Raw genomic sequence first — 26,270 nt, 5'->3', positions numbered from 1 at the left:
GTCATCGAGGCGGAGGATTCGTTGGGGGAAGTGGCCGGGGCGGTGGCCGCCGGGGCGCGATGCCACGCCACCCGGTCGCCGGCGTCGGGCCGGGCGGAGACGGCCAGCGCGCCGGCCAGCGCGCCGTGCGCGGCGAGCCGGCGGACCAGCGGGCTGCCCTGCAGGACGGCGGCCCGCGCCAGCGGATGCCGGAACGCCAGCAGCGCACCGGACGCCACCAGCAGCCCGGACCGTTCGGCCTCCTCCAGCGCCGCAGGACCGGCGCCGAGCGACTGCGCGGCGCGCAGCACGACGTCGAGCTCACCGGTCTCCTCGCACGCCGCGACCAGCAGCAGCGTCGCCGCCGGTTCACCGAGCCGCGACGCCTGCGCGCCGAAGGCGGTCCGCACCCGATCGGTCAGCGGCAGCGCGCCGAAGTTGTAGGACAGCGGCAGGATCTCCCCGGCCCGCTGCTCGGCGGTGAGCGCGCGCGGAAGCTCGATCAGGGCGAGCGGGTTGCCCTCGGTCTCGGCGAGGACGCGCGCCCGCACCCGGGACGCCAGGCCCGGCGCGCCGGCGTCGAGCAGCGCCCCGGCGGCGTCCCCGTCCAGCCCGCACAGGCGCAGGGCGGGCAGCCCGGCGGGCTCCGGCGCGACACCGCCGTCCCTGACCCCGAACAGCAGCAGCACCCCCTCCCGGTGCAGCCGCCTCGCCGCGAAGGTCAGCGCCTGGACGGAGGCGCGGTCGAACCACTGGGCGTCGTCCGCCAGGCACAGCACCGGACCGTCCTCCGCCAGCTCGGCCAGCAGCGACAGCACCGCCAGCCCGACCTGGAACCGGTCGCTCGGCGCCTCGGCGGCGAGGCCGAACGCGCCGGCCAGCGCGCGGGCCTGCGGTTCCGGCAACCGGCCGATCCGGTCGAGGACGGGCGCGAGCAGCAGGTGCAGGCCGGCGAAGGGCAGCTCGGCCTCGAACTCCACCCCCTGGGCGCGGATCACGCGCAGCCCGTCCGCGGCCGCCGCCGCGTGTTCGAGCAGCGCGGACTTGCCGATTCCGGCCGGGCCGGACACGACCAGCGACGCGCTCTGCCCGTCCCGGGCGGCGGCCACCAGCCTCTCGATCGTGGCCTGTTCCGCGGCCCGCCCGTAGAGCATGGGGATCAACATACCTAGACCTGCTGGTATCCGACCCAGTCAGATGACCGATTCCTCTGCTCACGCCGCTTCCTACCGTCGGACGGGTGACGACGAAGGAGGCCACGATGATCCCCACCTACTCCCTGACCGAGCGGGACCGGCGATGGGCGCTGGCGCGCGAGCTGATGGACGCCGAGCAGGTCGACGCGCTCGTTGTGTACGGCGAGCACGAGTCCAGCGGACCCGCCCCGTTCGCGCCGGACGTGTACTTCACCAACGAGCGGCCAGGCGCGATCGTGGTCTTCCCCCGGGACGCCGACCCGATCTCGCTCGTCTGGTCGCCGATGCACATCGCCGACCACGTCGAGGCGCGGCGGCGCGGCGAGGCGTGCTGGACGGAGCCGCGGAACATGCGGGTCGCCAAGCACGCGCCCGGCGTGGTCGAGGTGCTGAAGGAGCACGGCCTGGAGCGCGCCGCGATCGGCGTGATCGGCCTGGAGCCGTACCCGCCGTTCCACTTCAACCCGATCATGCCGTACGGGCTGTGGTCGAGCGTCCTGGAGCAGCTCCCGCAGGCGACGTTCAAGCCGGTGTGGCTGAGCTTCCTGCTGCGCACCCTCGCCCAGTCCGGCGAGGAACTGGCCGTGCTGCGGCACTCCGCGGGCATCGGCGAGGCGATGGCGCGGGCGATGCTGGACGAGGCGCGGCCGGGCGTGACCGAGGCCGACGTCTACGCCGCCGGGATGGCCGCCGGGTTCCGGCTCGGAGCGGCGGCGCCGGGCATGCTGATCCAGTCCGGGCCGGGCTATGCCTGCTGGGGGCCGCCGGCGTGGTCCTACCGGCCGCAGGCGCCGCGCGTCGTCCAGGACGGCGACGTCATCCTGGCCGAGGTGTTCTGCTCGTACGGCATGCGCGAGTCCCAGCACCAGGTCGCGATCGCCGTCGGCGACGTGCATCCCGACGTGGAGCAGGCCGCCGAGGTCGCCCGCGCCTCCTACGAGGCGGGCCTGAAGGCGCTGCGGCCGGGCAACACCTTCGGCCAGGTCGTCGAGGCGATGAAGGAGCCCATGGAGGCGGCGGGCGGCTGGAACGTGCACCCGCTCGTGCACGGCCTCGACCCGTACGGCACCGTCTGCGGATTCGGCAGCGGCATGCGCAACCTGCCGGAGGCGGCGGAGTACGGCCTGATCGGCGAGGTGCCCACCATCGGCAGTGATCTGCCGCTGGTCCCCGGCATGGCGTTCGCCTTCGAGCCGAACTGCGTCATCAACGGCCGCCTGGCCAACCTCGGCGGCACCGTCGTGGTCGGCCCCGACGGCGCGGACGAACTGAACTCCCTCACCACCACCCTGCTGCACAGCAAGAGGTAGACGTCCGGAATCGTCGGCGCGAGCGCCTGCCGTCGCGTGCCCCGAGAGCGAGTCCGCTGAGCAACTGGTCCGGCGCCGCTGGGTGCGGCGTCGGACAAGCAGTAGCTGGTGGACCGTGCTCGGATCCGACCGGCGGGCTCGGCTCGACCGGCTCGCCTGCGCTCGGCGCATGACTGTGTCAGCGTGGGCAGAAGGAACTCTGGTAGCCGTCGGCGCGGCGCCCGAGGTCGTCGAAGACCGACACCGAGACGTAGGTGTCCTGGTAGGTGATGCACTTGCCGGACAGGAAGACGTAGTGGCCGTCGAAGTCGTTGACGCGCTTGGCCTGTGACCCGTTGGAGCTGACCTGGACCTGGTCGGGCTCGGTACCGCCGTCCCAGTAGAGCTCGCAGGAGTACGAGGCGTACTCATAGTCGCCGTAGGACTCGCAGAAGAAGGCGGTGATCACCGGCGGCGGGGACGCGGGGGCCGAGCCGGGCGTCAGCAGCCGTACGTTGAGGCCGAGCTGGGTCGTGTTGATGGGCTGGTAGGTGGTGGTGGCGCCGACACCGGTGCAGGTGGTGGACACGACGGTGCCCTGTGCCTGGCCGGTGCCCGGGGTGATGACCGGGCCGCCGGAGTCGCCGCCGCTGGAGCAGAACCGTGCCTGGTTGAGACCGAGGACGGTCACCTGTCCGAGATCGCGGATCTCGTCGCGGAACTCCACGAGCAGGTTCTCGTTGGTGCTGACCACCGGTCCGCAGCGGTACCCGCTGGTGGCGCCGAAGGAGCAGACGACGTCGCCGACCCTGGCCGCCTTGGACCCCAGGACGGGAACGGTTCCGGCGTCGGATCGCACCAGCGGCAGCGCCTGGTTGCCGAGGCCGGGATTGAACTGGACGAACGCGCGGTCGAAGGTCCGCGTGCTGGGCGTGACGGGAGGCGGCAGCGGGAAGGACGACTGGGTGGCGCGTCCGGCTCCCTGGCCGAGGAGGCCGTTCAGGTCGACGAAGTTGCCGCGGTCGAGGCAGTGGCCCGCGGTGACGAAGCCGTTGGTGCCGAGCACGTCGGCGACGGCGAGCGGGCGGACGCCGAAGCCGGCGGTGCACGCGCGTCCGTTCACGCGGTTGCTGTAGCCGTCGCCGCCTAGCACGTCGGCGGTCGCCTTCTGCGGTCCGGCGCTCTGCTCGTAGGCGACCAGGCCGGCGGCGACACCGGCGCCGGCGACCCATCGGGCGGCGGCCCGCTGCGCGCCCTTGGCGAACGCGACCACGAGCCGGTTGCGTGCCGGGTCGATGTGCCAGCCGTGCACGGCGGCGGTGCCGGGCACCTTGCCGGCGTGGGCCTGCAGCTTCAGGCGGGCCGTCTCCAACTCACCGCGACGGTGGGCGACGAGGGTGGGGTTGGCACCCGCGGCACGCACGGCGGCCATGGCCTTGGGGTCGGTGACGGCGACCATCAGCGCCGAGCCGTCCTGGTTCAGCCACGAGCCCGCGAGGTACCGGCCCGCCGCACGCCTGGCCCGCGCGTCGACACCGTCGGCGGCGTGCTGGCGGCCGAGCCGGGTGATCGCCTGAGCGCGCGTCAGTCTCAGGTCCCGCTGGAGGGCCGCGAGCATCGCCGGCGTCGACCGGGCGGCCCGCTCTCCCACGCCGGGAGCCGGTTCCAGCAGCACGCGACCGCCGGGGTCCGGCGCCGACGCACGTGCCGGTGCGGCGACCGGCAGCGCCCCCGCGAGCAGCACGCCCAGCGTCAGGACCAGGGCCGGAAGAGAGGAACGAAGCGGCGATGTTCGCATGGTTTCCTCGCAGTCGAGCGGACACATCGGACGGCCTGGATTCGTCGCCCGGGACCGCGCGGATGACAGATGTGCCGGTGTGTCCGTTCCAGGACAGGTCACGTCAGGCCCTGGCCCGGGAGGATCCCCCGTGCTAAGTGCGCAGCACCGACCGGTGCCGCCGGTCGAACAAGCCACCTCGGCGTCAAAAGTCCACACCGCCCTCGGCGGCCAGCCCCCCATCACCCGACCGTCACCAAGAGCATGACCGAGTACAGCTAGCGGAGTCGCGATCCGGGTGACGCCCGTCGTCCACTGCCTGGACGCACGGTCATCGAGTCGGTCGCGGCGTCGACGGCGGCGAAGCCTCGTGACCCGGCGACGGCCGCCGTCGAACGACGACCTGACGCCGCGTACCGCGGATCGCTGTCATCAGGCGTTATTCCAGACGATCACGTGCATGATGCCGGTTCCGGCGACGATGTCCATGTTGCCGATGTAGGCGGTTCGCCTCTCATCGGTCCTGACGCACGCTGCGCTCCCAAAAGCGAACCGGCCTCTGTCGTGCTGAGTGAGGGGCTCAGCTCGCAGCATCAGGTTGCACTCCCCTTCTTCGGGCGGGGCCAGCCTCCTCCAGTCCGCCCAAAGCCTCGCAGAGAAGGTCCGAGAGCCGAGGGATATCGACATATCGGGACCTTCTGAGCTCGGGCGTGGAGGAAGCGAGTCAAGATCCACGCCTCCGTTCGAGAAGACGCCGACCCCTTCGTAGCGGGTCGATAGTTCAGGTGGCGCGTTCCCTACGTCGGGAGGAGTGGAGGATACGCGGCTGTACCGCGCGGGAGGGGCGGCCGCGGGATCACTTCGCAGCGTGAGTTGTGCCGCAAGAACCGTCACCGCTGCCACTATCAAGGGAGTCGCGACGGCGAAGGCCATGGTGAGTGCTCTGCGGCGAGCGTGGGGCGCAAACGCCTGATTCATGGAGCCGATCGATGTCGTAGCAGCGCTGCGGCGAACGCCGACCCTGGCACCGACGCCCTGACTCACACTGGACGTTCTGATGGACCATTCGGCTCTTCTCTTGTCCTGTACATCGAAGAGGATCCTCCGGTCGCTTTCCTTCGTCTCGCTGACCCGGGGGCGCACGGCGGTCGACGGTAGATCAACGCCCAGCAGTGAGGTCCAATACCGGGTCCACAGTCCATACCGGCCCGGGGTGGGGTGCCGCGAGTCAACGGGCGACGGAACCGGCTTCGGGCCGGCGAGGCGATCCCAATAGCGGTGTCGTAGTGGCGCCCGTTTCATCACGTCACTTCCTGTGGCGTCGTGGCCTGGCCGCCGCTTTCCGTGGGTGTCGTCGCTTCCGTCTGGAGTTCCGGACGCATGAACGCGGTCCGTCCGACCTGCCGCAGTAAGGCGGGAGCCGCGGCTCCGACGGCGACGGCGGCCATCATCCCGTCGGCCCTGATCTCCTTATGGAAGAGGTAGCCGGTGACGGCACCGAGGCTGATGCGGGTGAGAGCCACCAGGATGTCGGCATGAGGATCGACGAACACGGTGATGGGAGGCAGCTTCTTCCGCTTTTTGGTCTTGGCGAGGCTGTTCTGGTGACGGATCCGATGACGTTCGCGCTGCCATGCGGCGAGGAATCCGAACAGCGCGACGGCCTCGACGACGGCGCCGCCGATGGCGCCGAGCGCGGTCGCAGCCAGCCAGTCCACAACACCCCCGAGATGCTCGATCGCCGGATACAACGAGCATCGCCGGTTCTGATGAGGCCATGGAAGTGCATTCGAGATTTAGTGCGGCCGATGCTGGTCAGAGTCCCGTTCAGGAGGAAGTGAATCATGCACTCCGGCCCCAAGATCGCATTTCTTTGAACCGCAGTCTCCGATTTCGTTGCTCTCATGGACGCACGACTCTGACGGGGACGTCATGATCCGAGCTCGCCGGTGCCGACAACTCGAACCGGTGAAACGCGGATCCCGCGACCGGCGGACGCGACGGCCAGAGCAGGCGCGCTCCGGTCGGCTGCCATCAGGGACGAAGCTCAGTATCGAGGATGCGTTCGGCTCGCTTGCCGCGGGCTTCACCGGCGAACAGGCCGACCATCACGGTGGAGGTGATGAGGGAAAGGATGACGCTGATCACGATGGCGGCGCCCCAACCGACCGCGGTAATGGTCCGAAGAACAGTGATCCATGCCGACAATCCGCTGTTCCTTCAATCACCGCCGTGAACAGCGGTCCGGTGACGACGATAACGATTCTCGACAAGACTTCCTCGCCGAAGCGCACTCCTCGGCATGTGCGGGCGGACCCGGACCGCCGCTTGTGTCAAGTCCCGGTGCCGCGTCCTTGTTGTGCGAAGGGCAACTCGTCCACCGGCCAGGTGACCAGGTGGCTACTTCGCGAGCCGCGACGCTTACGTCGGCTGCTTGTTCACCTCCAGGGTGACGCCCGGCTTCTCGGTCCAGAAGGCGAGCAGTCCGCCGATATCGGCGACCTTGGGATACGGATCCGGGTAGGACCAGACCACGTCCTCGGCGAGGCCGTCATCGGTCTGGATCGACCAGTAGACGGCGTCGCCCTTGAACGGGCAGTGCGACGTCGCCGTCGACGACCTCAGCAGGTCCATCTGGACGTCCGCCGTTGGCAGGTAGTACCGAGGTGGACAGCCCGTCTCGGTGAGCACGACCGCCCGGGACGAGTTCGCGACGACCACGTCCTTGATCCGCACCACGACCTGATCGGCTACAGGCGCGACCGCGATGTCATGTCCTCGTGTCTTCATGGACCGATTCGATCAGACATCTCCCGTGGCCGCCAGCGGGACACCTCGTGTGAGCGAGCGCGCACCGGTGCTTGGGACGGGAACATTCGCTCGTCGAAGTGAGCGACGCCCGTGGCTGAACTGACGGAAGGCTGTTCTCGGATGTCAGTAGGAGTAGCCCGCGAACCTGCCCGGTATGCGTTTGCCGTCCATGGCGGCCGTCGGGCAGACGGTGCGCCAGGACTGCTGCACCTGATCGAGTTCTGCGGAGTTGAGCCCGGCCCAGCGGCTGGTGAACTGCCGGCCCGCGATCCGCAGCCGCAGCGTTGCGGTTCCCGCTCCCGGGCCGAGCAGTGGTGGGTCGTCGGGGTCGTAGTCGTGGCCTCGGTGGGTGATGTGCACTTCGCTCACCAGGCCGGGGTCGAGGTCGGTGATCCGTCCGCTGACATGGTGCACGCGGATGCGGCGCGGGCCGTCGTCGACCACGGTCACCCGGGCAAGACGCCGCCGGTCCCGCAGCCAGTAGGCGGTGACCCAGGCCGCGTAGATCGACGCTCCGCACAACGCCGCGACGGAGACGAACCGCTCCCCGCCCAGCCAGAGCAGGCCACCGACGCCTGCGAGGGCGGCCGCTGCTCCGACATGACCGAGCCACCGCAAGCCCCAGCCGTTCCGGTCGTTGGCTTCCCAGAGCAAGTCGTCCTCGCAACGCACGAAACCATCATCGCCTTAAACCGGGCTTGGTGTCGGTGGCCTTGCTTCGGGATCGATGAGCCCAGTGGTCGGTTCGGTATCGCGGCTGTCGGGCGGAGTCGCCATGTGGGACCTGCGCGGCTTGTTGTCTGGTCGTGCGGCCGGTGGACGGCCACCGCCGGCACGAGGTCGGAGCGTTCCAGTGTGGGCAGTTCGTTGACGGTCGTCATGAAGATGTCTAACTTCATAGGCGTTCCCGAGCACGCGCCGGCCGCGGGTCTCCCCGCCGAGGCGGCGGCCGTGGCTGGAAAGGATCGCCATGCGACGACTCTGGAAGGGCTCGGCCGCCGTCCTGAGCGCGGGCACCGCCCTGGTCCTGGCCGCCGGGTCGGCGCCGGGCGCGGTCCGCGCCGCCGGGACCGCCGTCCACTACACCGGCACCCTCGCCGACGGATCCACCTGGGTCGCGGACGTCCCGGCACGATGGAACGGACGGCTCGTGCTGTTCAGCCATGGGTTCGGACCGCTCGTCGCCGCCGACCGTCCCAGCGAGGCGGCCGGGCAGGCGCTGCTGGACCGGGGCTACGCGCTCGCCGGGTCCTCCTACGCGCCCGGTTCCCTGTGGGCGCTGGGCAGCGCCGTCGGGGACCAGCTCGGCACCCGGGACGCCCTCGCGGCGATCATCGGCCGGCCGCGGCTGACGATCGCGCTCGGGCAGTCGATGGGCGGGCTGGTCAGCGCGAAGATCGCCGAGACGGGCCGGGTGGACGGCGCGCTCAATGCCTGCGGGATCGTGGCCGGAGGCGTGGACCTCGACAACTACCAGCTCGACGCCGGGCACACCGTGGCCACGCTGCTCGCCCCCGGGCAGACCATCAAGCTGACCGACTACGCCAACGCCGGCGAGGGCGCCCTCGCAGGGGCCCAGCTCACCCAAGCCGTCAAGGACGCGCAGGCCACCCCCGCCGGCCGTGCCCGGATCGCCCTCGCCGCCGCGTTCCACAACCTGCCCTCCTGGAACTCCGGCGACGCCCCGCCCGCCCGCCACGACTACGCCGGACGGCAGCTCCAGCAGTACCAGTGGTTCGCCGCCGGCGTGCTGTCCTTCACCTTCGGAGCCCGCCCCTCCATCAACGCCGCCTCGGGCGGGGACAGCGCCTGGAACAAAGGCCTCGACCATGCCCGGTTGCTCCGGACGTCGGCCAACCTGGACGAGATCAAGGCGCTCTACCGGGACGCGGGCCTCAACCTCCACGACGACCTCGCCCGGCTCGACGCCGCAGCGTCCAAGCAGGTCGAACCGGGACCGCTGGCCTGGATGACCCGCACCTCGCAGCCCACCGGGCGGCTGAAGGCGCCGACCCTGTCGATCCACACGATCGCCGACCAACTCGTCCCGGTCGAGCAGGAGAACGAGTACGCGGCCACCGTGCGCGCGGCAGGACGGTCGTCGCTGCTGCGCCAGGCGTACGTGCGGCGCATCGGGCACTGCAACTTCTCGGCCTCGGAGTACGTGGCCTCACTCCAGGCCGTCGAGGCACGGATCAAGGCCGGGCACTGGCCCTCCACCACGGCGGCGGCCCTGAACAAGTCCGCCTCGGCCCTGTCGCTGGACACACCCGCGTTCGTCCCGTACAAGCCGTCCCGACTGGTCGTGCAGGCACCGCACCCTGGCCCACAGTGAGGTCGTGGGCGCCTGTGGGCGAGCTCTCGCGCGGACATGCTCGGCGGCGTAACAGTGCGTTTCTCGCCGTTGGTTCTTGAGCAGTCTCGGGCGGGGCACGGTTCGGCGGTGGTCAGTGCGTCGTTGGCGGCGCCCGCAGTGGCCGGTTCGTGGCAGAGTGGCGGGATGCCTGGCGCGCGGTACGGGGTGGATGCGCCCTACGGGTTCAGCTTTGTGGGCTTGGTCGTGGTGGGGTTCTGGGTGACCGGCCTGGTCATGGCGGTCACCGCCGATCTGGCCGCCGCGCTTCCCGCGCTGGTCTCCGGCACCCTGCTGGCGGGATGCCTGGCCCTGAGCCTGCACGCCACGCTGCGCGGCAAGTTCCTGGTCTGGCGGGACGTGCTGGACGAGCTGGATCTGCGCGGCGACGAGCGGCTGCTCGACCTCGGCTGCGGACGCGGCGCCGTCCTGCTGGCCGCCGCCCGGCACCTCCCACGGGGCCGGGCGGTCGGTGTGGACCTGTGGCGCGGACGGGACCAGTCCGGCAACACCCCGGCGGCGACCCTGCGCAACGCCCGCGCGGAAGGCGTCGCCGACCGCGTGTACGTGCACGGGGGTGACCTGCGCAGACTCCCGTACGCGGACGCGAGCTTCGACCTGGTCGTGTCCAGCCTGACGGTGCACACCATCTTCGGTGCGGACGTGCGGGCCCGAGCGATCGCCGAGGCGTACCGGGTGCTGCGGCCGGGAGGCCGCCTGCTGATCGCCGACCTGGCGCGGACCCCCCGCGAGTACGCCGCCGTGCTCGCCCGGCTGGACGCCGAGGACATCCGCGTGCGGAGCCTCGGGTGGCGAGCGTGGTGGGGCAGTCCGTGGGTCCCGACCCGCCTGCTCACCGCCCGCAAACCAACCACCCCCTGAACGCACCTACCGGGAGGCCGTCCTCGGTTCATCGGCAGGAGCGGTTTCACCACCCTGCGGTGTCGCCGCGAACTCGGTAGGAGGCCGCGCCTGGCCAACTCGCGAGGTGGGACAGCCTTGAAGACACCAGGCTTCCACGCTGCAGTTCCTCAAGCGCTTCATCGCTCTCAAGATCATCGATCAGGCGCAGATCGTCTACCGCTCGGACGAGACCTTGGAGAAGCTGAGGAAGCTGTTGCCGCAGTTGGGCGAGGATCTGTCGAAGTCGTTCGGCGTGACCAGCGGGGGAAGGACGATCCCGGTCACCGTCGTGGACGTGGAGAAGTTCGGATCAGAATTTCGAGCGCATGTTCTACCGGCGCCCCAGGCCGCAGCTGTCCGAGGCGGATTGGAAGAGCCTCCTTGAGATACCCGGGAAAGCGGAGGCCGTGGCCGCGGCCAAGGCGGTGCTCGAAGCAGTGCGCGGGAAACGGCTCTTCTGTCCGGTGTACGGGGTCGCCGACGGGGTGGCCGCCACCCGCAATTCGCCTCCCGTCACGGTCGCCCTCTTCAACCTGGCCGGAATGATCCGGGTGCTTCAGGAGGGCAACGCGCACTTCACTGAAATGGGTGGTCGACAAGCAGATGCTCCCCAAGTTCGGGTAGTCGGGCAGTAGGGGCAGGCGGGCGTGGTGGTGCGCCGAGCGGGGCGTTCAGGGCCGCAGCCGTCCACGCCGATAGATGATCGTCCATTGTCCGCGTCAGATAGTGGAGGAACCTCCATGGTTCGGGTGATCGAATCAGTGGTGTGCTTGTGCCATGGAGCTGACGACGGAGCGGACGGTGGTGCCCGCCGGAGAAGGGCGGGCGGTGCGGGTGGCCGCCGGGCGGCGGGTGCGCGTGGTGGATCTGGAGGGCGGGCAGGTCGGTGACCTCTTCGCCTTCGCCGCCGACGACCCGCGCGAGCGGCTGAGCGCGGCGCACACGCGCAGCGTGACGAGCCGGCTGTTCCCCGAGGTGGGCGAGCCGTTCGTGACCGATCGGCGGCGGCCGATCCTGGTCCTGGCCGAGGACTCCTCGCCGGGGTCGCACGACATGCTGATCGCCGCCTGCGATCCGGCGCGCTACGCGGCCCTCGGGGTGCCGGGGCACCGGTCGTGCGCCGAGAACCTGGATCGCGCGCTGGCCGGGCTGGGGCTGGAGGTCGACGTCACGCCGCAGCCGGTCAACGTGTTCATGCGGATTCCCGTCCAGGAGTCGGGGCGGCTGCTGTGGCTGCCGGCCGAGACCCGGGCCGGGGACTCGATCACCTTCGAAGCGGCCATGGACTGCGTCGTCGTGCTGTCGGCGTGCCCGCAGGACCAGGTCGGCATCAACAACGACCGGCCGACGCCGTTGGCGATCGACGTGCTGTGACGCCGGTGCGGACGCTGTGAACCAGTGAGGAGAGGACCGAGATGAGTGCTCGTGAGGATCACCCGGTGCTGCTGCCGGGACGCGTCGGGGGTCTGCGGACGGCCAACCGGCTGGCCGTGGCCCCGATGACCCGGGTGTCGGCCGAGCCGGACGGCACGCCGACGCCGGACATGGCCGCCTACTACGCCGAGTTCGCGCGGGGCGGGTTCGGGCTGGTCATCACCGAGGGGATCTACACCGACGCCGCCTACAGCCAGGGCTACCTCAACCAGCCGGGACTGGTGTCGGGGCGGCACGCGGAGGCGTGGCGCGATGTCGTCCAGGGCGTGCACGACGCCGGTGCGGTGTTCGTGGCGCAGCTGATGCACGCGGGCGCGCTGTCGCAGGGCAACCGGTACCGCTCGTCCACGATCGGGCCGTCGGCGGTGCGGCCGCGCGGTGTGCAGATGCCCGAGTACGGCGGGGAGGGTCCTTGGCCGGTGCCCGGGGAGATGGGGCCGGCGGACATCGAGGAAGCCGTGGCCGGGTTCGTCGCCTCGGCGGTGAACGCCCGGGACGCCGGGTTCGACGGCGTGGAGGTTCACGCCGCCAACGGCTATCTGCTCGACCAGTTCCTCACCGACTACACCAACCTGCGGCGGGACGAGTACGGCGGGCCGGTCGCCCACCGGGTGCGGCTGACGGCGCAGGTCGTCGAGGCGATCCGCGCCGAGGTGGGGCCGGACTTCTGCGTCGGGGTGCGGCTGTCGCAGACGAAGGTGAACGACTTCGAGTACCGCTGGCCCGGCGGCGTCCACGACGGTGAGGTGATCTTCGCCGCCCTGGCCGACGCGGGCGCGACGTACCTGCACCTCGCCAGCGAGGGCCGCAACTGGCTGGACACCGCGCTGCTGGACGGCGGGCTCACCATCACCGGCCTGGCCCGCCGCGTGACGGGGCTCCCGGTGATCGCGAACGGCGGGATGCACGACGCCGGGCTGTCGGGGCAGGTCCTGCGGGACGGCCACGCCGATCTGGTGTCGGTGGCCCGGGGCGCCCTGGTCAACCCCGACCTGCCGCGTCGGCTGGCCGAGGGGAGGGAGCTGGAGGACTTCGACCGTACTCTTCTGGAGCCGACGGTCACCTTGGAGAACGTCCGCCGGCGGCGGGCGGTCGACGCGCCGGTCTGAGGGACGCCGGCGCGGTCGGGGCGAGAGATACGGAGTTGACGCATGGACGCGGACGTTGCCCGAGGCGGGGCCGGAAGCTGGCGTGGCGGCGCGGCGGCCGTGGTCACGCTGACCTTCGACGTGGACGCGGAGGCGCCGATCCTCGCCCACGGCGGACGCTACGCTCGGCACGCGAGCACGATGTCGCACCAGTCCTACGGGCCGGACGTGGGCCTGCCCCGCATCCTGGACCTGCTGGAGGAGACGCAGGTGCCGGCGACGTTCTTCGTGCCGGGCTGGGTGGCCGAGCGCCGCCCCGGGCTGGCCGCCTCGATCGTCGAGCGCGGCCACGAGGTGGCGCACCACTCCTACGCGCACCGGCCGCCGGTGTCGATGAGCCCGCAGGAGGAGCGCGCGGACTTCGTGCGGGCCCTGGAGGTGTTCGCCGGGCAGGGCATCGAGATCACCGGGTTCCGCGCGGCACTGTGGGAGGCGTCCTGGCTGACGACGGAGCTGGTGGCCGAGTACGGGCTGCGCTACGACTCGTCCCTCATGGGCGACGACCGGCCGTACCGGGTCGGGACGGCGCGGGGGGAGATCGTCGAGCTGCCGGTGCACTGGTCGCTGGACGACTGGGAGCAGTACGCCTACCTCCCGGAACCGAACATCGGCGCGGTGATCGAGTCGCCGCGCAAGGTGCTGGAGCTGTGGCGCGCCGAGCTGGACGGGATGCGCGCCTACGGGTGCCTGTTCAACCTGTGCGTGCACCCGTTCCTGTCGGGGCGCCCCGGCCGCGCGCTGGCCCTGCGGCAGTTCATCGAGTACGCCCGTGAGTGCGGGGACGTCGCGTTCGCCCGCTGCCGGGACGTCGCCGACGCGGCCCTCGCCGACCCCGGGGTCCGGCCGCGCCCGCACCGCCGGCCCCGAGTGGACCCCGACGTCCACCCGGACTGACGCCCGGACGGCGGCGGGCGGCGCGGTCACTCCATGTCGGAGGCCTGGAGGGCCAGGAACAGGTCGACGCGGTCGGCGGTGCGGGTCACGTCGCGGCCGGTCAGCTCGGTGACCTTGGCGAGCCGGTTGCGGAGCGTGTTGACGTGGACGTGCAGGGCCTCGGCGGTGGCGGACCAGTGCCCGTCGTGGTCGAGGAACGCGCGCAGGGTGCTCTCCAGCTCGCCGCCCCGCCCGGCGTCGTGGTCGCGCAGCGGGGCGAGCACGCCGTCGGCGAGGGTCCGCAGGGCGGCGGCGTCCTGCATGCTCAGCAGCAGCCGGTGAGCGCCCAGCTCGGCGAACGTCTGGACGGCGCGTCCCGCGCGTCCCCGCCGCAGGGTCCGGCACGCCTCGCGCGACCGGACCAGGGATTCGCGCAGCCCCTCCAGCCCGTGGACGACCCCGCCCAGCCCCACCACGGGACGGCGGCCGGGGAAGCGGTCGGCCACGGCCGAGACGAGCCGTTCGGCCAGGGGCACCGAGTCGTCCTCGCCGCGCCGCCACGACAGCACGGCCACGACATCCTGCGATCCGCCCGCCGCCACCACCGGGACGCCCGCGGAGGCGAAGAAGTCGCCGGCGGCCTCGGCCAGCCCGGGGAGGGTGGCGTCGGCGCCGGTGAACGCCAGCGCCCACACCGCCAGCGGCCCTTCGGCGTCCACCCCGAACGCGCGCAGCCGGCCGGGCACCTCCGCCGCGCGGCTGCCGCCCGACAGCACCATCTCCAGCAGCTCGCCGGCGAACCGCTGCTCGATCGCCTGCATCGCCTGCTTCTTCGCGACCTCCAGGCTGAGGAAGCGCGCCGCCTGCTCCAGCGCGTCCCGTTCGAGGCGGGTGAGCTCGCCCACCGGGCGCAGGCAGACGAGCGCGGCGTCCGCCTCGCCGACCGCGCCGACCAGGTACAGCGCGGCCTTCCCCGCGGCGCCGAGGTCCAGTTCGAGCGGCGGCGGGCGGCGGGCCAGGCCCGCGGCCACCGCGCGCAGGTGCCCGGCGTCCAGGTCGGCCCCGGCGAGCGCGAGCGGGCGGCCCATCCGGTCGATCACCGCCAGCGGCAGCTCGTGGTCGCGGCGCAGCACCTGGAGCACCCCGGACGCGCCCGCCCCGTGGGAGATCGCGGTCGCCAGGGCCTCGCCCCGGCGGACCATGCCGACGAGCGCGTCCTGGCGCTCCTCGGTGTAGCGGGCGGCCACCGCCTGGGAGACCGCGGTGAAGGGTACCGCCGCGGAGATCTCCAGCAGCGGCATCGCGGCCTGCGCGCAGGCGTCGATCAGCTCGTCCGGCGTGGCGGGACGCTCCGGCCGCCGGCCGAACACGATGCCCGACGCCTCGGCCCGCCCGACGGCGGCGACGAACGCGGCGGCCGTCGTCCGGTCGTCCCACAGGCCGTTCGTCAGCACCAGTTCGCGTGGACGCAGGTACCGCGACGGGTCGGGCAGCTCGGTGTTGTGCACCCAGGCGACCGGTTCGTCCAGCGCCCCCGGCGGCCCCGCGACGAGGAGCCGCAGCTCCAGCGCGTCGTCCGCCAGCAGCGACCGCAGAGTGACCATGGTGTGAATCTATACAGTCGAGACGGTAATCGATAGAGGTTCCTCTACTTCGAAACGGCTGCGGCGGATGCGACTGTGGTGCGCATCACGGACGGAGGAACCATGTCCATCAACGATCCGGCACACCGCCCACCCACCGACGCGGTCCGCTTCGACGAGCACGGCATCGAGCCCATCCCCGGCTCCCGGCGCGACTCCACGCCCTGGCAGCAGTTCTGGATCTGGTGCGGGGCCAACATCGCGCCGATCAACTGGGTGCTCGGCGCGCTCGGCGTCACCCTCGGCCTGAGCCTGGTGGAGACCCTCGTGGTCATCGCCCTCGGCAACGTGGTCGGCTGCGCGCTCTTCGGCCTGTTCAACGTGATGGGCCACCGCACCGGCGTCAACCAGATGGTCCTCGGACGCGGGCCCTTCGGACGGCGCGGCGCCCTCGTGCCCGGCCTGGTGCAGGGGCTGCTCACCATGGGCTGGGTCGGGGTCAACACCTGGGTGGTCCTGGACCTGGTCATCGAGATCCTCGGGCGGATGGGGGTGCACGGCGGCAACGGCCTGAAGTACCTGGTGGCCGGGCTCATCATGGCGGTCCAGCTGGCCCTGGCGCTCTACGGGTTCTACGCCATCCGCACGTTCGAGAAGTACACCGTCCCGGCCACGGTGCTGGTGATGGCGGTCATGACCGTGCTGGCGCTCGGGCAGGCCGACGCGCACTGGACGACCGCCACCGCCACCACCACCGGCGACCGGGTCACCGCCGTCACCCAGCTCCTCACCGCCATCGGCATCGGCTGGGGCATCACCTGGCTGCCGTACTCGGCCGACTACAGCCGCTTCGTCCGCACCGGTGCCTCCGAGCGGTCGGTGTTCTGGTCCACCGCCCTCGGCATGTACGTCCCGACGGTGTGGCTGGCGGCGCTCGGCGCCTACCTGGCCAGCGCGGGCGGCGGCAGCGACCCCTCCAGCCTCGTGACCGGCACGTTCGGGGCGATGGCCGTGCCCGTCCTGCTGCTGATCATGCACGGGCCGGTGGCGACCAACATCCTCAACCTGTACTCCTGCTCGCTGGCGGCGCTGTCGGTCGGCATCCGGATCGCCCGGTGGAAGGTGACGCTGGCGGCCGGGACGGTGGCCTCGCTCGTCCTGGCGGTGTTCCTCCAGGCCGACAGCTTCGCCCGGGCGTTCGACAACTGGATGGCGTCGATCCTGGTCTGGATCAGCCCCTGGGCCGCCATCGTCCTGGTCGACTTCTTCGTCCTGCGCCGCGGCCGGATCGACGTGGCCGCCCTCTACCGCCGCGGCGGCGCCGACGGCAGGGCGCTGGCCAGCCTCGCCCTGGGGCTCCTGGCCGCGTGGGCATGGCAGTTCGGCATGGTGCCGGCACTCCAGGGCCCGGTGGCGCGGGCGCTGGGCGACACCGACTTCTCCTGGCTGTCGGGCGGCCTGGTCGCGGGCGGGCTGCACTACGCCCTGGCACTGCGGGCACGGCGGCGCGCCACGTCCGGGGAGGCGGTCGCGGTCGAGGCGGTGTCCTGATGGCGGTCACCGTCCTGACCACCGGGGGCACCATCGCCTCGCGTCCATCCCCGCGAGGGGACGTCCAGGTGGCGGTTCCAGGGTCCACGCTGGTCGTGTCCGCCCCGGCCGTGCAGGTCCGCGAGGTCATGCTGGCGCACAGCTTCAACCTCACCCGCGCCGACGTCCTCCGCCTCGCCCGCCGGATCCTCACCGAACTGGACGACCCCGGCGTGGACGGCGTCGTCGTCACCCACGGCACCGACACCATGGAGGAGACGGCCTACCTGCTCGACCTCGTCCTGCCGCCCGGGCGCACCGTGGTCTTCACCGGCGCCCAGCGGCACGCCGCGGCACCGGACGCCGACGGCCCGCGCAACATCGCCGACGCCGTGCGCGTCGCCGCCGCCTCCGCGACCCGCGGCATGGGCGCCCTCATCACGATGGCCGGGCAGGTCCACGCCGCCCGGTACGCCACCAAGGCGCACACGCTCGACCTGGCGGCGTTCGCCTCGCCGGGGCGCGGCCCGGTCGCGCTCGTCCGGGACGACCGGGTCGAGACGATCGGCAGGCCCGCCCGTCCGGACGGGTTCCGGCTCACCGAGCTGGGCGCGCTGGACGCGCGGGTCGACATCGTGCCCGTGTACCTGGACGCCGACGGCGTGCAGATCGCGGCGTGCCGGGCGGCGGGCGCCCGCGGGCTGGTGCTCCAGGCACTCGGCACGGGCAATCCCACACCCGGCGTCCTCCGCGAAGTCGAAGCCTGCCTCGACGAGGACATTCCCGTCCTTGTCACGTCGCGCTGCGCGGAAGGGCCCGCGGTCCCCGTCTACGGAGCGGGCGGGGGCGCCGACCTCGCCAAGGCCGGCGCGGTCTTCGCCGGATCCCTCGGCGCCCCCAAGGCCCGGCTCCTCCTCATGGCGGCGCTCGCCGCCGAGGCCGACACGGGACGCGCCCTGGCCCGGTTGCGGCCGCACCTGCCAGCGGCCTCGGGCATCCGCTCGTAGCGGCGGTCCGTCCGGCGGAGGCTGTTACGGCCTGTGCGGCAAGGTGCCGGTGAACCTTGGGGACGGGGAGCGTTCGCCGGGCGTTCGGACGCTCGACCCGTTGGCGCCCCTTGAGATCATTAGGGTCCTTCGGCGGCGGAGTAGGAGGACCGGCATGCGTTCCGGCACTGCGGTTCGGGCCCGGGGGATCACCAAGACCTTCGGCGATGTGGTGGCGCTCGACGGGGTCGATCTGGAGGTCGCGAGCGGTCAGGTCCACGGCCTGGTCGGGCCGAACGGCGCGGGCAAGACGACGCTCCTTGGACTGCTGCTGGGCCTGGCGGTCGCCGACGCCGGCACCCTTGAGCTCTTCGGCGCGCCGGTCGGGCGGAGGCTCGCCGTCCCCGACGGTGTCGCGGGCTTCGTCGACGGGCCCGGCCTGTACCCCTCGCTCACGGCCCGGCCTGTACCCCTCGCTCACGGCCCGGCAGAACCTCTCCGCGCTGGCCTCGCTGCGGGGGCACGGCTCCCGGCACGCCGCCGTGATCGAGGACGCGCTGGACCAGGTGGGGCTCACCGATGTCGCCGGCGATCGGGTCCGGGGCTTCTCGCTGGGGATGCGGCAGCGGCTCGGACTGGCCGCCGCGCTGCTCACCAGGCCGCGGCTGCTCGCCATCGACGAGCCCGCCAACGGCCTGGACCCCGCCGGGACGCGCCACGTGCACCGAGTCCTCACTGACCTGGCCGCGGAGGGGACCGCGGTCGTCATGTCCAGCCATCGGATGGACGACCTGGCGGCGCTGTGCTCCGAGGTCACCATCCTCGCCACCGGACGGGTCGTCTTCTCCGGGCCGGTGAGCAAGCTCGCCGCCGAGAGCGGCGAGCTCGACTACCGGGTGCTCACCTCCGCGCCCGAGACCGCCCGCGAGGTCGCGGCGGAGACACCGGGCCTGCGCGTCGTGCGCGACCGCGGCCCGGGTCTGCGGCCGGATCCCGACGCGCTGGTCGTCCGGGGGCCGGTACCGGCCCTCGACGAGCTGGTGGTGCGGCTGGTCGGGGCGGGGGTGGCGCTGCGCGAACTGGCGCCCGTGGTACCGCCGCTGGAGGCGGCGTTCCTGGCCCTGACCGGAACCGGGCCTGCCGAGACCGGCAAGACCGGTGAGGAGGACGGACGATGACCACCACCACCGCGTCCTCGCAGGCCGAGGCCCGGCCGGCGCCCATCTCGCGCGGATACCGGTTCGAGCTGGTCAAGCTGCTGTCCCAGTGGCGGATCCGGCTGCTGCTCGCGGTGTGCTGGATCGCTCCCGCGGCGTTCGTGGCCGCGGTGAGCGTGCAGAGCGCGCTGCCGGCCGACACGGTGTTCGGACGGTGGATGCACGCGACGGGCTGGGCCGGGTCGCTGGTGGTGCTGAGCTTCTCGTCCACCTGGGCGCTGCCGCTGCTGACCGCGCTGGTCGCCGGGGACGTGTTCGCCGTCGAGGACCGGCTCGGCACCTGGCGGCACCTGCTGGTGGCGGTCCGCTCCCCGCGGCGGATCTTCGTGGCGAAGGCCCTCGCCAGCCTCACCGTGATCCTCGTGCTGCTGGCCGGGCTGGCCGCGTCGAGCATCGCCGGCGGCCTGGCCGTGGCCGGGAACCGGCCGCTCGCCGGGCTGGACGGCCACGCGATCGTCCCGGCGGACGCGGCCGCGACGGTCCTGCTCGCCTGGCTCTGCGTGCTGGCGCCGACGCTGGCGTTCGCGGCGGTCGGGCTGCTCGGCTCGGTGGCCCTCGGCCGCTCGCCGATGGGGCTGCTGATGCCGGCGCTCCTCGCGTTCGTCCTCCAGCTCGCGCAGCTGCTGCCGCTGCCCGTGGCCGTGCGGATGGCGCTGCCGAGCCACGCCTTCCTCGCCTGGCGCGGGCTGTTCACCGACCCGGCGCAGGCGGGGCCCGTCCTGATCGGCCTCGCGGTCACCGCGGTCTGGGCGGTCGCCGCGACCGCGCTGGCCTACCGGCTGTTCGTGCGCCGCGACTTCACCGACGTCGCCTACGACGGTTCGGGTCGCCGCGTCCTCACGGCGGGCGTGCTGCCGCTGGCGGGCGTCGCCGTCCTCACGGTCGTGGTGCTCGGCGCCGCGACCCCGGCGGACGGGTCGGGAGTCGTCCGGACGAAGGTGCAGGACTCCCTGGCCACCTCGTTCGCGCACCTGTACCGGCTCCAGACGGCTGAGCTGCACCGGCCCGCCGTCACCGAGGCGCAGCTGCGGGCCGCCGCGTCCTGCGACAAGGGCGGCGGCCGCGTCGCCGACAAGGGACCGGGCAACGACTGGCGGTGCGTCGTGACGTGGCGCCTGCCCGGCGTGACGTCCGCGGGCAGCGCCATCTACCAGCTCGACATCACCCCGGACGGACGGTACGTCGCCGACGGTGACGGACCGAAGGAGGTCAACGGCTACTTCCAGGTGCGCACACCGTCCGGGGACGCACCCAACCCCCTGTGGCAGTTCGACGGCAACATCGACCTGCTCGCCAGCGCTCGAAAGGGTTGATCATGCAGGTCACGCGCCGGCGCAGGAGCGCCGCCGAGAACCGCTCCGGAGTCTTCCGCCACCTCGCGAACCGGCGGGTCCGCATCGTCGCGGCCGGAACCGCGGCCCTCGCCCTCGCCGGCGCGGGCACCGCCTACGCGTCGACGAACGCGTTCGGCACGCACAAGGTCGGCGACACCACCGCCCTCGGCACCCTGCTGGCCAGCGACCAGTTCGGCAAGCCGGTCGGGGACCGCCTGCTCGTCAACAACGGCAAGCTGCTGTCCTCCACCGTCAGCCCGGACGGCCGCCACCTGGCGGCGCTGACCACCGACCGGTCCATCGCCCTGACGATCGTCGACCTGGCGAACTACAAGATCATTCAGCAGGCCGGCACCGCCGCGGACGCCGCACTGAAGATCGGCAACAACAACGTGGGGCAGGAGGGGCCGACCTACTCGCCCGACGGCAGGACGCTCTGGATGCCGCAGATCAACGGCTTCAGCCGCTTCCCGGTCAACGACGACGGCACCCTCAGCGCGCCGACGTTCGTCTCGCTCCCCGTCGACGGGACGAAGCACCCGCTGCCCGCCCAGGCCGTGTTCTCCCCGGACGGCACCGTCCTCTACACCGCCGTCAACGGCCAGAACCGCGTCGTGGCCCTGGACCCGGCGACCGGGACGATCAAGCAGAGCTGGACCGTCGGGACCGCCCCGCGCGACCTCGCCCTCGTCGGCGGCAAGCTCTACGTTGGCAACGAGGGCGGACGCCCCGCGAAGGACGGCGAGCCGACGCTCAACTCCTACGGCACCCAGGTCCCCGCCGACCCGCGGACCGGCGCCGCCACCACCGGCACGGTCAGCGTCATCGACGTCGCCGACGCCGCAGCCCCGGTCAGGTCCATCGGCGTCGGCCTGCACCCGACCGCGCTGCACGCCCGGAACGGCGCGCTGTTCGTCGCCAACACCGGCAGCGACACCGTCTCGATCATCGACACCGCCAAGGACACCGTCGTCCAGACCATCACGACCCAGCCCTGGCCGGGCGCCAAGGTCGGGTACGAGCCCGACGGGATCACGCTCACCGACGACGGCCGCCTGCTGGTCACCCTCGGCCGCGCCAACGCCCTCGCCGTCTACCGGTACCGCACCCCCAAGGACCCGGTCGGCTACGTCGGCCTGCTGCCGACCGACTACTTCCCCGAGAACGTCACGACGGTCGGCGGGAAGGTGATCGTCACCAATCTGCGCGGCATCGGCGAGCGCGGCCCCGAACGCACCATCGACAAGGGCCCCGGCACCACCCCGGCGACCGGCCACAACACCCACGACTCGACCGGCACCCTGCTGCGCTTCGCGCTCCCGGACGACCGCGTGATCCGGGCCCGCACCGTCCAGGTGTTCCAGCAGAACGGCTGGGACCTCACGTCCCTTATCGGCCTGCGCACCGGCGGCCACGCGAGGCCCGTCCCGGTCCCGCTGCGGCTCGGCGACCCGTCGACCATCAAGCACGTCTTCCTGATCGTCAAGGAGAACCGCACCTACGACCAGGTGCTCGGCGACGACCCGCGCGGCAACGGCGATCCGGCCAAGGCGCAGTTCGGCGAGGACGCGACGCCGAACCAGCACGCCCTGGCCCGGCAGTTCGGCCTCTACGACAACACCTACGACGTCGGCACCAACTCCGCCGAGGGCCACAACTGGCTGATGCAGTCCGACAATCCCGAATACACCGAGTCGACCGCCGGCGAGTACGAGCGCAGCTACGACACCGAGGACGACGCGCTCGGCCACCAGCGCTCCGGCACCCTCTGGAGCGGCGTCCAGGCGGCCGGCGGCACCGTCAAGAACTACGGCGAGTTCCTCCAGTTCGAGACCAAGCCCGCCGGCGCGACATGGCAGCAGTTCTACTGCGACGCCAGGAACATGGCGGCCACCGGCCAGGACACCGGCATCAGGACCGACTCGTCCTCGCCCATCCCGTCGCTGAACAGCGTCACGGCGCACGACTATCCCAAGTACGACCTCGACATCCCCGACATCTACCGCTACGAGATCTGGAAGCGCCACTTCGACGCCGAAGGACCGGCCGCCCTGAACATGTTCTGGCTGTCCAGCGACCACACCGGCGGCCCGCCGAACCCGATCGCCCAGGTCGCCGACAACGACCTCGCCGTCGGCAGGATCGTCGACCACATCTCGCACAGCGGGTACTGGAAGAACTCCGCGATCTTCGTCATCGAGGACGACACCCAGAACGGCGTCGACCACGTCGACGGCGCCCGCGGACCGGTCCAGGTCATCAGCCCCTGGGCCCGGCACGGCACCGTCGACAGCCGCTACTACACGCAGATCACCGTCGTCCGCACCATCGAGCAGATCCTCGGGGTCCGGCCGATGAACCAGAAGGACAGCGCCGCCACCCCGATGTACACCGCCTTCACCGGACGCCCGGACTACACGCCGTTCACCACCGTCCCGAACCGCGTCCCGCTGACCTACGGGCTCAAGACCCCGCCGCCCTGCGGCGACGACACCGTCCCGACGACCAAGGCCTCGCTGGCACCGGCCCAGTCGCCGACACCGCCGGTGCCGGCCGCCATGAAGAACATCGCGAGCCTGTGGACGTCCTGGAACGCGCAGCAGCACCGCAACAACCAGAACCCGAAGCCCGACACCGCCAACCCCGACCAGATGGACCACTACACCTGGTACGAGACGCACGGGTACAGGACGCCCTACCCGGGCGAAAAGACGATCCTCACGCCCGCCGAGGTCCCCGGCCGCTACCTGCCCGCACCGGACTCGGACGGCTGACCCGCACCAGAACAGGATGACGTCGCCGCGCCGACGGCTCAGCGTCACGCGTGGTGGGCGGGGAGGATGGTGCGGGGGATGGGGCCCTTGTTGCGCAGGCCGCTCTGGGACTCCTCCCAGGCGTGGGCGAGGATGCCGATGCTGCGGCTGAGGACGAACAGGCCGCGGGCGAGCGGGGCGGGGAAGCCGAGTTCGGCGTAGATGATGGCGGTGGCGCCGTCGATGTTCATCGGGATCGGCTCGGCGCGGCCCTCGGCGAGGAGGGCTTCGACGCACTTGCCGGCGCGGAGGTGGTTTCCGGGGACGACGCCGTCGCGGACGGCGTCCTCGACCAGGCCGAGCAGCGGGTCGCGGCGGGGGTCGCGGGGGTGGAAGCGGTGGCCGAAGCCCGGCAGGTAGCGGGGCCCGGCGGCGACGGCCTGCTCGGCCGCCGTGCGCAGGTCGAGGCCGCCGGCCTCGCGCCGCAGGATGTCGTCCAGGAGCGCGACGCACTGCTCGCCGGCTCCGCCGTGGGAGTCGCCGAGGGTGTTGACGGCGCTGGCGACGGCGCCGTTCAGGCCGACGCCGCAGGTCGCGGCCATGCGGGCGATGGCGATGGACGGGGCCTGCGGGCCGTGGTCGACGGCGGCGACGAGGGCGGCGTCGAGCAGGGCGGCCTGGCGGGCGGAGGGGAGGTCGCCGCGCAGCATCAGCCAGATCATGGACGTGAGGCCGGTGGTGCCGATGAGGTCCTGGACGGGGCGGCCGCGCAGTTCGATGACGCCGGGCTCCATGCGGGAGATGGCGGTCGTCCACCACTGCGCGACGGTGCCCGTGGGGTCGATGTCGGTCATGGGAGCCTCCTGCGCTCGGCGGTCGGTCACGGGGCGACGGTTTCGTCCGCGCCGATCCAGCGGTTCGCGAGGGTCCGGCGCTCGTCGTTCTGCTGGCCGAGCAGGGGCGGGGCGGTGGAGGGGCGCAGCGGTTCGCCGTCGTGCAGGACGCCGCTCCCCGAGACCTTCAGCACGCGCTCGGAGCCGTCGGGGAAGGGGAGGTCGGTGAAGAAGCCGCGGTGTTCGAGCTGGTCGAGCTCGACGGCCTGCGGGACGGTCGCGACACGGGCGGCGGGGACGCCCGCCGCGCTGAGGATCCGCTCCCATTCCCCGGCGGTGCGGCGGCGCAGGGCGCGGTCGAGCTCCTCGGTCAGCTCGTCGCGGTGCGCCTTCCGCGCTTCGCGGTCGGTGAAGCGGGGGTCGTCGAGGAGGTCGCGCCGGTCGAGGAGCCCGCACAGCGTCTCGAACTGCTGCTGCCGGTTCGCGGCGATGTTGAGCGGGCCGTCGGCGGCCTGGAAGGTGCCGGACGGGGCGGCGGTGGCGTTCTGGGTGCCCATCGGCTCGGGCGGGACGCCGCTGACGAGGTAGTTGGAGATCGCCCAGCCCATGGCCGAGACCGCGGACTCCAGCATGGAGACGTCGAGGAACGTTCCCTCGCCGGTGCGGGCGCGGCCGGTGAGGGCGGCGGCGATGTGCAGGGCGGCGGTCAGGCCGCCCACGGTGTCGCAGACGGGGAAGCCGACGCGGAGGGGGGCGGCCTCCTTGGTGCCGGTGATGCTCATCATCCCGGAGAGGCCCTGGATGATCTGGTCGTAGGCGGGAGCCTGGCTCATCGGGCCGGTCTGGCCGAAGCCGGAGATGGCGCAGTAGACGAGGCCGGGGTTCAGCTCGCGCAGGCGGGGCCAGCCGAAGCCGAGCCTGGCGAGGACGCCGGCGCGGAAGTTCTCCAGGAGCACGTCGGCGCCGCGGACCATGTCCGCGAAGTCGGCGCGGTCGGCGGCGTCCTTGAGGTCGATCTCGATGGACTTCTTGCCCGCGTTCTGGGCCAGGAACGACGCGCCGATGCCGGACCGGTTCAGCTCGGGGTCCGGGCCGAGGTGCCGGGCGAGGTCGCCCTGGCCCGGCACCTCGATCTTCACGACCTCGGCTCCCAGCAGCATCAGCTGGTAGCTGCAGTACGGACCGGCCAGCACGTTGGTCAGGTCGAGGACCCGGATGCCGGCGAGCGGTTGCTTGGGCATGCGCTTGCTCCTTTGATCACGCGGTGGGACCGGCCGGTGCGCCCGGGCGGGACGCGGGCGCGTGGTCAGCGCGCGAGGCTGAGCGGATGGTCGAAGCCGCGCTCGGCCATCTCGGCGGCCACCTGCCGCAGGTCGGCGGCGCATTCGGCGACGACGTCGTCGGGGAAGCGGACGGTGGGCCCGCTCAGCGACAGCGCCGCGACGACGGTGCCGGACCGGCCGATGATGGGGACGGCGACGGCGGACAGGCCGTCCTCGCGCTCCCCGTGGCTGACGGCCCAGCCCCGGTGCGCCGCCTCGTCGATCCATTCGCGCAGCCGCTTGACGTGGCCCTCGCCGTAGGGGGAGCCGACGGCGACGCGCCTGAGGAGGGTGTCGGGCGCGTCCCGCAGGAGGACCTTCGACGAGGCGCCCGCCCACAGGGGGAGCTCGTCGCCGATGTGGACGACGTGGCGCAGCGGCTGCGGGCTCTCCTGCTGCGCCACGCAGACGCGGTAGATGTCGCGGAGCATGTAGAGGTTCACGGTCTCGCGGCGGCGGGCCCCGAGGTCGCGCATGAACCTGCGGGTCTCGGGAGGAAGCTCCCAGCTGGTGCGCGCGAGGTGCGCCCAGCGCCACAGGCCGGGGCCGGGCAGGTAGCCGTTGGGGGCGGCCCAGAGCAGGCCGTTCTGCTCAAGGGTCTGGACGAGGCGGATGACCGTCGTCTTGGCCAGTCCGGTGGCCTCGACGATCTCGCGGATGGAGATCACCGGGCGCTGCTCGCTGAGCAGGGACAGGATCTCGACGGCGCGCTGGACGCTGCGGACGCCCTGGGCGTCGGCCGACGGCTCGGTGCCGGACTTCTTCGCTGGGCTCACTGTTGGTGGTCTCCCCGGGACGGGCAGGATGGGTGCGGGTGGTGCGTCGGTCTCCGTCGGCCGCCGGGGACGGCGGAGGGACGGCGAGCCGTGCCCGGATGCGCCGGAGACGGTCCGTACGTTACACGCAGTCCACATGGCGGTCTAGTTGGACCATTAGCCGGTCCCGCAGA

The 26,270-nt window shown here is 72.2% G+C and carries 23 protein-coding genes and 1 pseudogene; 13 read left to right on the top strand and 11 right to left on the bottom strand.

Translation table 11 applies throughout. From position 1 onward, the window contains the following. Positions 1–1,133: AAA family ATPase (locus E1300_RS09225; RefSeq protein ID WP_131756462.1), on the bottom strand; the 1,133-nt coding region annotated here is incomplete at its 3' end. An 86-nt stretch (positions 1,134–1,219) separates the two neighbouring features. Between E1300_RS09225 and E1300_RS09220 the strand changes: the two genes are divergently transcribed. Further along, the gene (locus E1300_RS09220; RefSeq protein ID WP_207399572.1) at positions 1,220–2,485 is read left to right on the top strand and encodes a M24 family metallopeptidase; all 1,266 of its coding nucleotides are present in this window, start codon (positions 1,220–1,222) and stop codon (positions 2,483–2,485) included. A gap of 178 nt (positions 2,486–2,663) precedes the next feature. On the opposite strand, the gene E1300_RS09215 is transcribed toward E1300_RS09220, so the two are convergent. The 6 genes from E1300_RS09215 to E1300_RS09195 form a co-directional block, all read right to left on the bottom strand. After that, positions 2,664–4,262, bottom strand: a complete 1,599-nt coding sequence (locus E1300_RS09215; RefSeq protein ID WP_165502754.1) for a S1 family peptidase — start codon at positions 4,260–4,262, stop codon at positions 2,664–2,666. A gap of 411 nt (positions 4,263–4,673) precedes the next feature. After that, positions 4,674–5,384 (bottom strand): hypothetical protein, encoded by a 711-nt coding sequence (locus tag E1300_RS09210; protein WP_131756460.1) that lies wholly within the window; start codon positions 5,382–5,384, stop codon positions 4,674–4,676. A 158-nt stretch (positions 5,385–5,542) separates the two neighbouring features. Further along, entirely contained in the window at positions 5,543–5,992 is a 450-nt protein-coding gene (locus E1300_RS09205; protein WP_131756459.1) for a hypothetical protein, read from the bottom strand. 283 nt (positions 5,993–6,275) lie between these two features. Beyond that, the gene (locus E1300_RS49920) at positions 6,276–6,449 is read right to left on the bottom strand and encodes a hypothetical protein (RefSeq protein WP_165502753.1); all 174 of its coding nucleotides are present in this window, start codon (positions 6,447–6,449) and stop codon (positions 6,276–6,278) included. 213 nt (positions 6,450–6,662) lie between these two features. Continuing rightward, on the bottom strand, positions 6,663–7,031 hold the full coding sequence (locus tag E1300_RS09200) for a DUF427 domain-containing protein (protein ID WP_131756458.1): 369 nt from the start codon (positions 7,029–7,031) through the stop codon (positions 6,663–6,665). Between the two features lie 144 nt (positions 7,032–7,175). Beyond that, positions 7,176–7,706, bottom strand: coding sequence for a hypothetical protein (locus E1300_RS09195; protein WP_131756457.1), 531 nt, complete (start codon positions 7,704–7,706; stop codon positions 7,176–7,178). A gap of 316 nt (positions 7,707–8,022) precedes the next feature. On the opposite strand from E1300_RS09195, the gene E1300_RS09190 reads away from it, so the two are divergent. The 6 genes from E1300_RS09190 (at position 8,023) to E1300_RS09165 (ending at position 13,784) form a co-directional block, all read left to right on the top strand. After that, complete coding sequence (locus E1300_RS09190; protein ID WP_131756456.1) at positions 8,023–9,387, top strand: alpha/beta hydrolase; 1,365 nt, start codon at positions 8,023–8,025, stop codon at positions 9,385–9,387. Between the two features lie 165 nt (positions 9,388–9,552). Next, positions 9,553–10,287, top strand: a complete 735-nt coding sequence (locus tag E1300_RS09185) for a class I SAM-dependent methyltransferase (RefSeq protein WP_131756455.1) — start codon at positions 9,553–9,555, stop codon at positions 10,285–10,287. Between the two features lie 347 nt (positions 10,288–10,634). After that, on the top strand, positions 10,635–10,943 hold the full coding sequence (locus E1300_RS09180; protein ID WP_131756454.1) for a hypothetical protein: 309 nt from the start codon (positions 10,635–10,637) through the stop codon (positions 10,941–10,943). A 142-nt stretch (positions 10,944–11,085) separates the two neighbouring features. Beyond that, on the top strand, positions 11,086–11,682 hold the full coding sequence (locus tag E1300_RS09175) for a DUF1989 domain-containing protein (RefSeq protein WP_131756453.1): 597 nt from the start codon (positions 11,086–11,088) through the stop codon (positions 11,680–11,682). Between the two features lie 41 nt (positions 11,683–11,723). Further along, positions 11,724–12,851, top strand: coding sequence for an oxidoreductase (locus E1300_RS09170; protein WP_131756452.1), 1,128 nt, complete (start codon positions 11,724–11,726; stop codon positions 12,849–12,851). A 42-nt stretch (positions 12,852–12,893) separates the two neighbouring features. Beyond that, on the top strand, positions 12,894–13,784 hold the full coding sequence (locus E1300_RS09165; protein WP_131756451.1) for a polysaccharide deacetylase family protein: 891 nt from the start codon (positions 12,894–12,896) through the stop codon (positions 13,782–13,784). A gap of 26 nt (positions 13,785–13,810) precedes the next feature. Here E1300_RS09165 and E1300_RS09160 read toward each other — a convergent pair whose 3' ends face one another. After that, a complete protein-coding gene (locus E1300_RS09160; protein WP_131756450.1) occupies positions 13,811–15,367 on the bottom strand; it encodes a PucR family transcriptional regulator in 1,557 nt (518 codons plus the stop codon). Between the two features lie 102 nt (positions 15,368–15,469). Between E1300_RS09160 and E1300_RS09155 the strand changes: the two genes are divergently transcribed. The 6 genes and pseudogenes from E1300_RS09155 (at position 15,470) to E1300_RS09135 (ending at position 23,187) form a co-directional block, all read left to right on the top strand. Continuing rightward, complete coding sequence (locus E1300_RS09155) at positions 15,470–16,897, top strand: purine-cytosine permease family protein (protein ID WP_131756449.1); 1,428 nt, start codon at positions 15,470–15,472, stop codon at positions 16,895–16,897. Continuing rightward, positions 16,897–17,883, top strand: coding sequence for an asparaginase (locus tag E1300_RS09150; RefSeq protein WP_131756448.1), 987 nt, complete (start codon positions 16,897–16,899; stop codon positions 17,881–17,883). Before E1300_RS09155 ends, E1300_RS09150 begins: the two co-directional genes overlap by 1 nt. Before the next feature lie 154 nt (positions 17,884–18,037). Continuing rightward, positions 18,038–18,244 (top strand): annotated as a pseudogene (locus E1300_RS53345) (ATP-binding cassette domain-containing protein); the annotation flags it as partial. 28 nt (positions 18,245–18,272) lie between these two features. Then, positions 18,273–19,040 carry an ATP-binding cassette domain-containing protein gene (locus E1300_RS52295; RefSeq protein ID WP_278045349.1) on the top strand — a complete coding sequence of 256 codons (768 nt, stop codon included), beginning with the start codon at positions 18,273–18,275 and terminating at the stop codon, positions 19,038–19,040. Next, positions 19,037–20,392 (top strand): ABC transporter permease, encoded by a 1,356-nt coding sequence (locus tag E1300_RS09140; RefSeq protein ID WP_131756447.1) that lies wholly within the window; start codon positions 19,037–19,039, stop codon positions 20,390–20,392. Before E1300_RS52295 ends, E1300_RS09140 begins: the two co-directional genes overlap by 4 nt. Before the next feature lie 2 nt (positions 20,393–20,394). Then, positions 20,395–23,187, top strand: a complete 2,793-nt coding sequence (locus E1300_RS09135) for a bifunctional YncE family protein/alkaline phosphatase family protein (RefSeq protein ID WP_131756446.1) — start codon at positions 20,395–20,397, stop codon at positions 23,185–23,187. 44 nt (positions 23,188–23,231) lie between these two features. Here the strand turns inward: E1300_RS09135 and E1300_RS09130 are convergent, their stop codons facing one another. From E1300_RS09130 to E1300_RS09120, 3 genes are all read right to left on the bottom strand, one after another. Next, positions 23,232–24,020, bottom strand: a complete 789-nt coding sequence (locus E1300_RS09130) for a citryl-CoA lyase (protein ID WP_131756445.1) — start codon at positions 24,018–24,020, stop codon at positions 23,232–23,234. 26 nt (positions 24,021–24,046) lie between these two features. Continuing rightward, positions 24,047–25,240 (bottom strand): CaiB/BaiF CoA transferase family protein, encoded by a 1,194-nt coding sequence (locus E1300_RS09125; protein WP_131756444.1) that lies wholly within the window; start codon positions 25,238–25,240, stop codon positions 24,047–24,049. 65 nt (positions 25,241–25,305) lie between these two features. Next, complete coding sequence (locus E1300_RS09120) at positions 25,306–26,097, bottom strand: IclR family transcriptional regulator (protein ID WP_207399571.1); 792 nt, start codon at positions 26,095–26,097, stop codon at positions 25,306–25,308. Positions 26,098–26,270 lie beyond the last annotated feature (173 nt).

The organism is Actinomadura fibrosa, from assembly GCF_900659615.1.
Lineage (GTDB): Bacteria > Actinomycetota > Actinomycetes > Streptosporangiales > Streptosporangiaceae > Spirillospora > Spirillospora fibrosa.
The sequence above is the reverse complement of the archived record's forward strand: the minus strand, read 5'-3'. Positions and strand labels throughout refer to the sequence as shown.

Bases quoted from the DNA above. Each gene is read 5' to 3' on its own strand.
- E1300_RS09215 (WP_165502754.1), bottom strand. From the start codon at position 4,262: ATGCGAACATCGCCGCTTCGTTCCTCTCTTCCGGCCCTGGTCCTGACG.
- E1300_RS09200 (WP_131756458.1), bottom strand. From the start codon at position 7,031: ATGAAGACACGAGGACATGACATCGCGGTCGCGCCTGTAGCCGATCAG.
- E1300_RS09190 (WP_131756456.1), top strand. From the start codon at position 8,023: ATGCGACGACTCTGGAAGGGCTCGGCCGCCGTCCTGAGCGCGGGCACC.
- E1300_RS09185 (WP_131756455.1), top strand. From the start codon at position 9,553: ATGCCTGGCGCGCGGTACGGGGTGGATGCGCCCTACGGGTTCAGCTTT.
- E1300_RS09180 (WP_131756454.1), top strand. From the start codon at position 10,635: ATGTTCTACCGGCGCCCCAGGCCGCAGCTGTCCGAGGCGGATTGGAAG.
- E1300_RS09175 (WP_131756453.1), top strand. From the start codon at position 11,086: ATGGAGCTGACGACGGAGCGGACGGTGGTGCCCGCCGGAGAAGGGCGG.
- E1300_RS09170 (WP_131756452.1), top strand. From the start codon at position 11,724: ATGAGTGCTCGTGAGGATCACCCGGTGCTGCTGCCGGGACGCGTCGGG.
- E1300_RS09165 (WP_131756451.1), top strand. From the start codon at position 12,894: ATGGACGCGGACGTTGCCCGAGGCGGGGCCGGAAGCTGGCGTGGCGGC.
- E1300_RS09160 (WP_131756450.1), bottom strand. From the start codon at position 15,367: ATGGTCACTCTGCGGTCGCTGCTGGCGGACGACGCGCTGGAGCTGCGG.
- E1300_RS09155 (WP_131756449.1), top strand. From the start codon at position 15,470: ATGTCCATCAACGATCCGGCACACCGCCCACCCACCGACGCGGTCCGC.
- E1300_RS09150 (WP_131756448.1), top strand. From the start codon at position 16,897: ATGGCGGTCACCGTCCTGACCACCGGGGGCACCATCGCCTCGCGTCCA.
- E1300_RS09140 (WP_131756447.1), top strand. From the start codon at position 19,037: ATGACCACCACCACCGCGTCCTCGCAGGCCGAGGCCCGGCCGGCGCCC.
- E1300_RS09135 (WP_131756446.1), top strand. From the start codon at position 20,395: ATGCAGGTCACGCGCCGGCGCAGGAGCGCCGCCGAGAACCGCTCCGGA.
- E1300_RS09130 (WP_131756445.1), bottom strand. From the start codon at position 24,020: ATGACCGACATCGACCCCACGGGCACCGTCGCGCAGTGGTGGACGACC.
- E1300_RS09125 (WP_131756444.1), bottom strand. From the start codon at position 25,240: ATGCCCAAGCAACCGCTCGCCGGCATCCGGGTCCTCGACCTGACCAAC.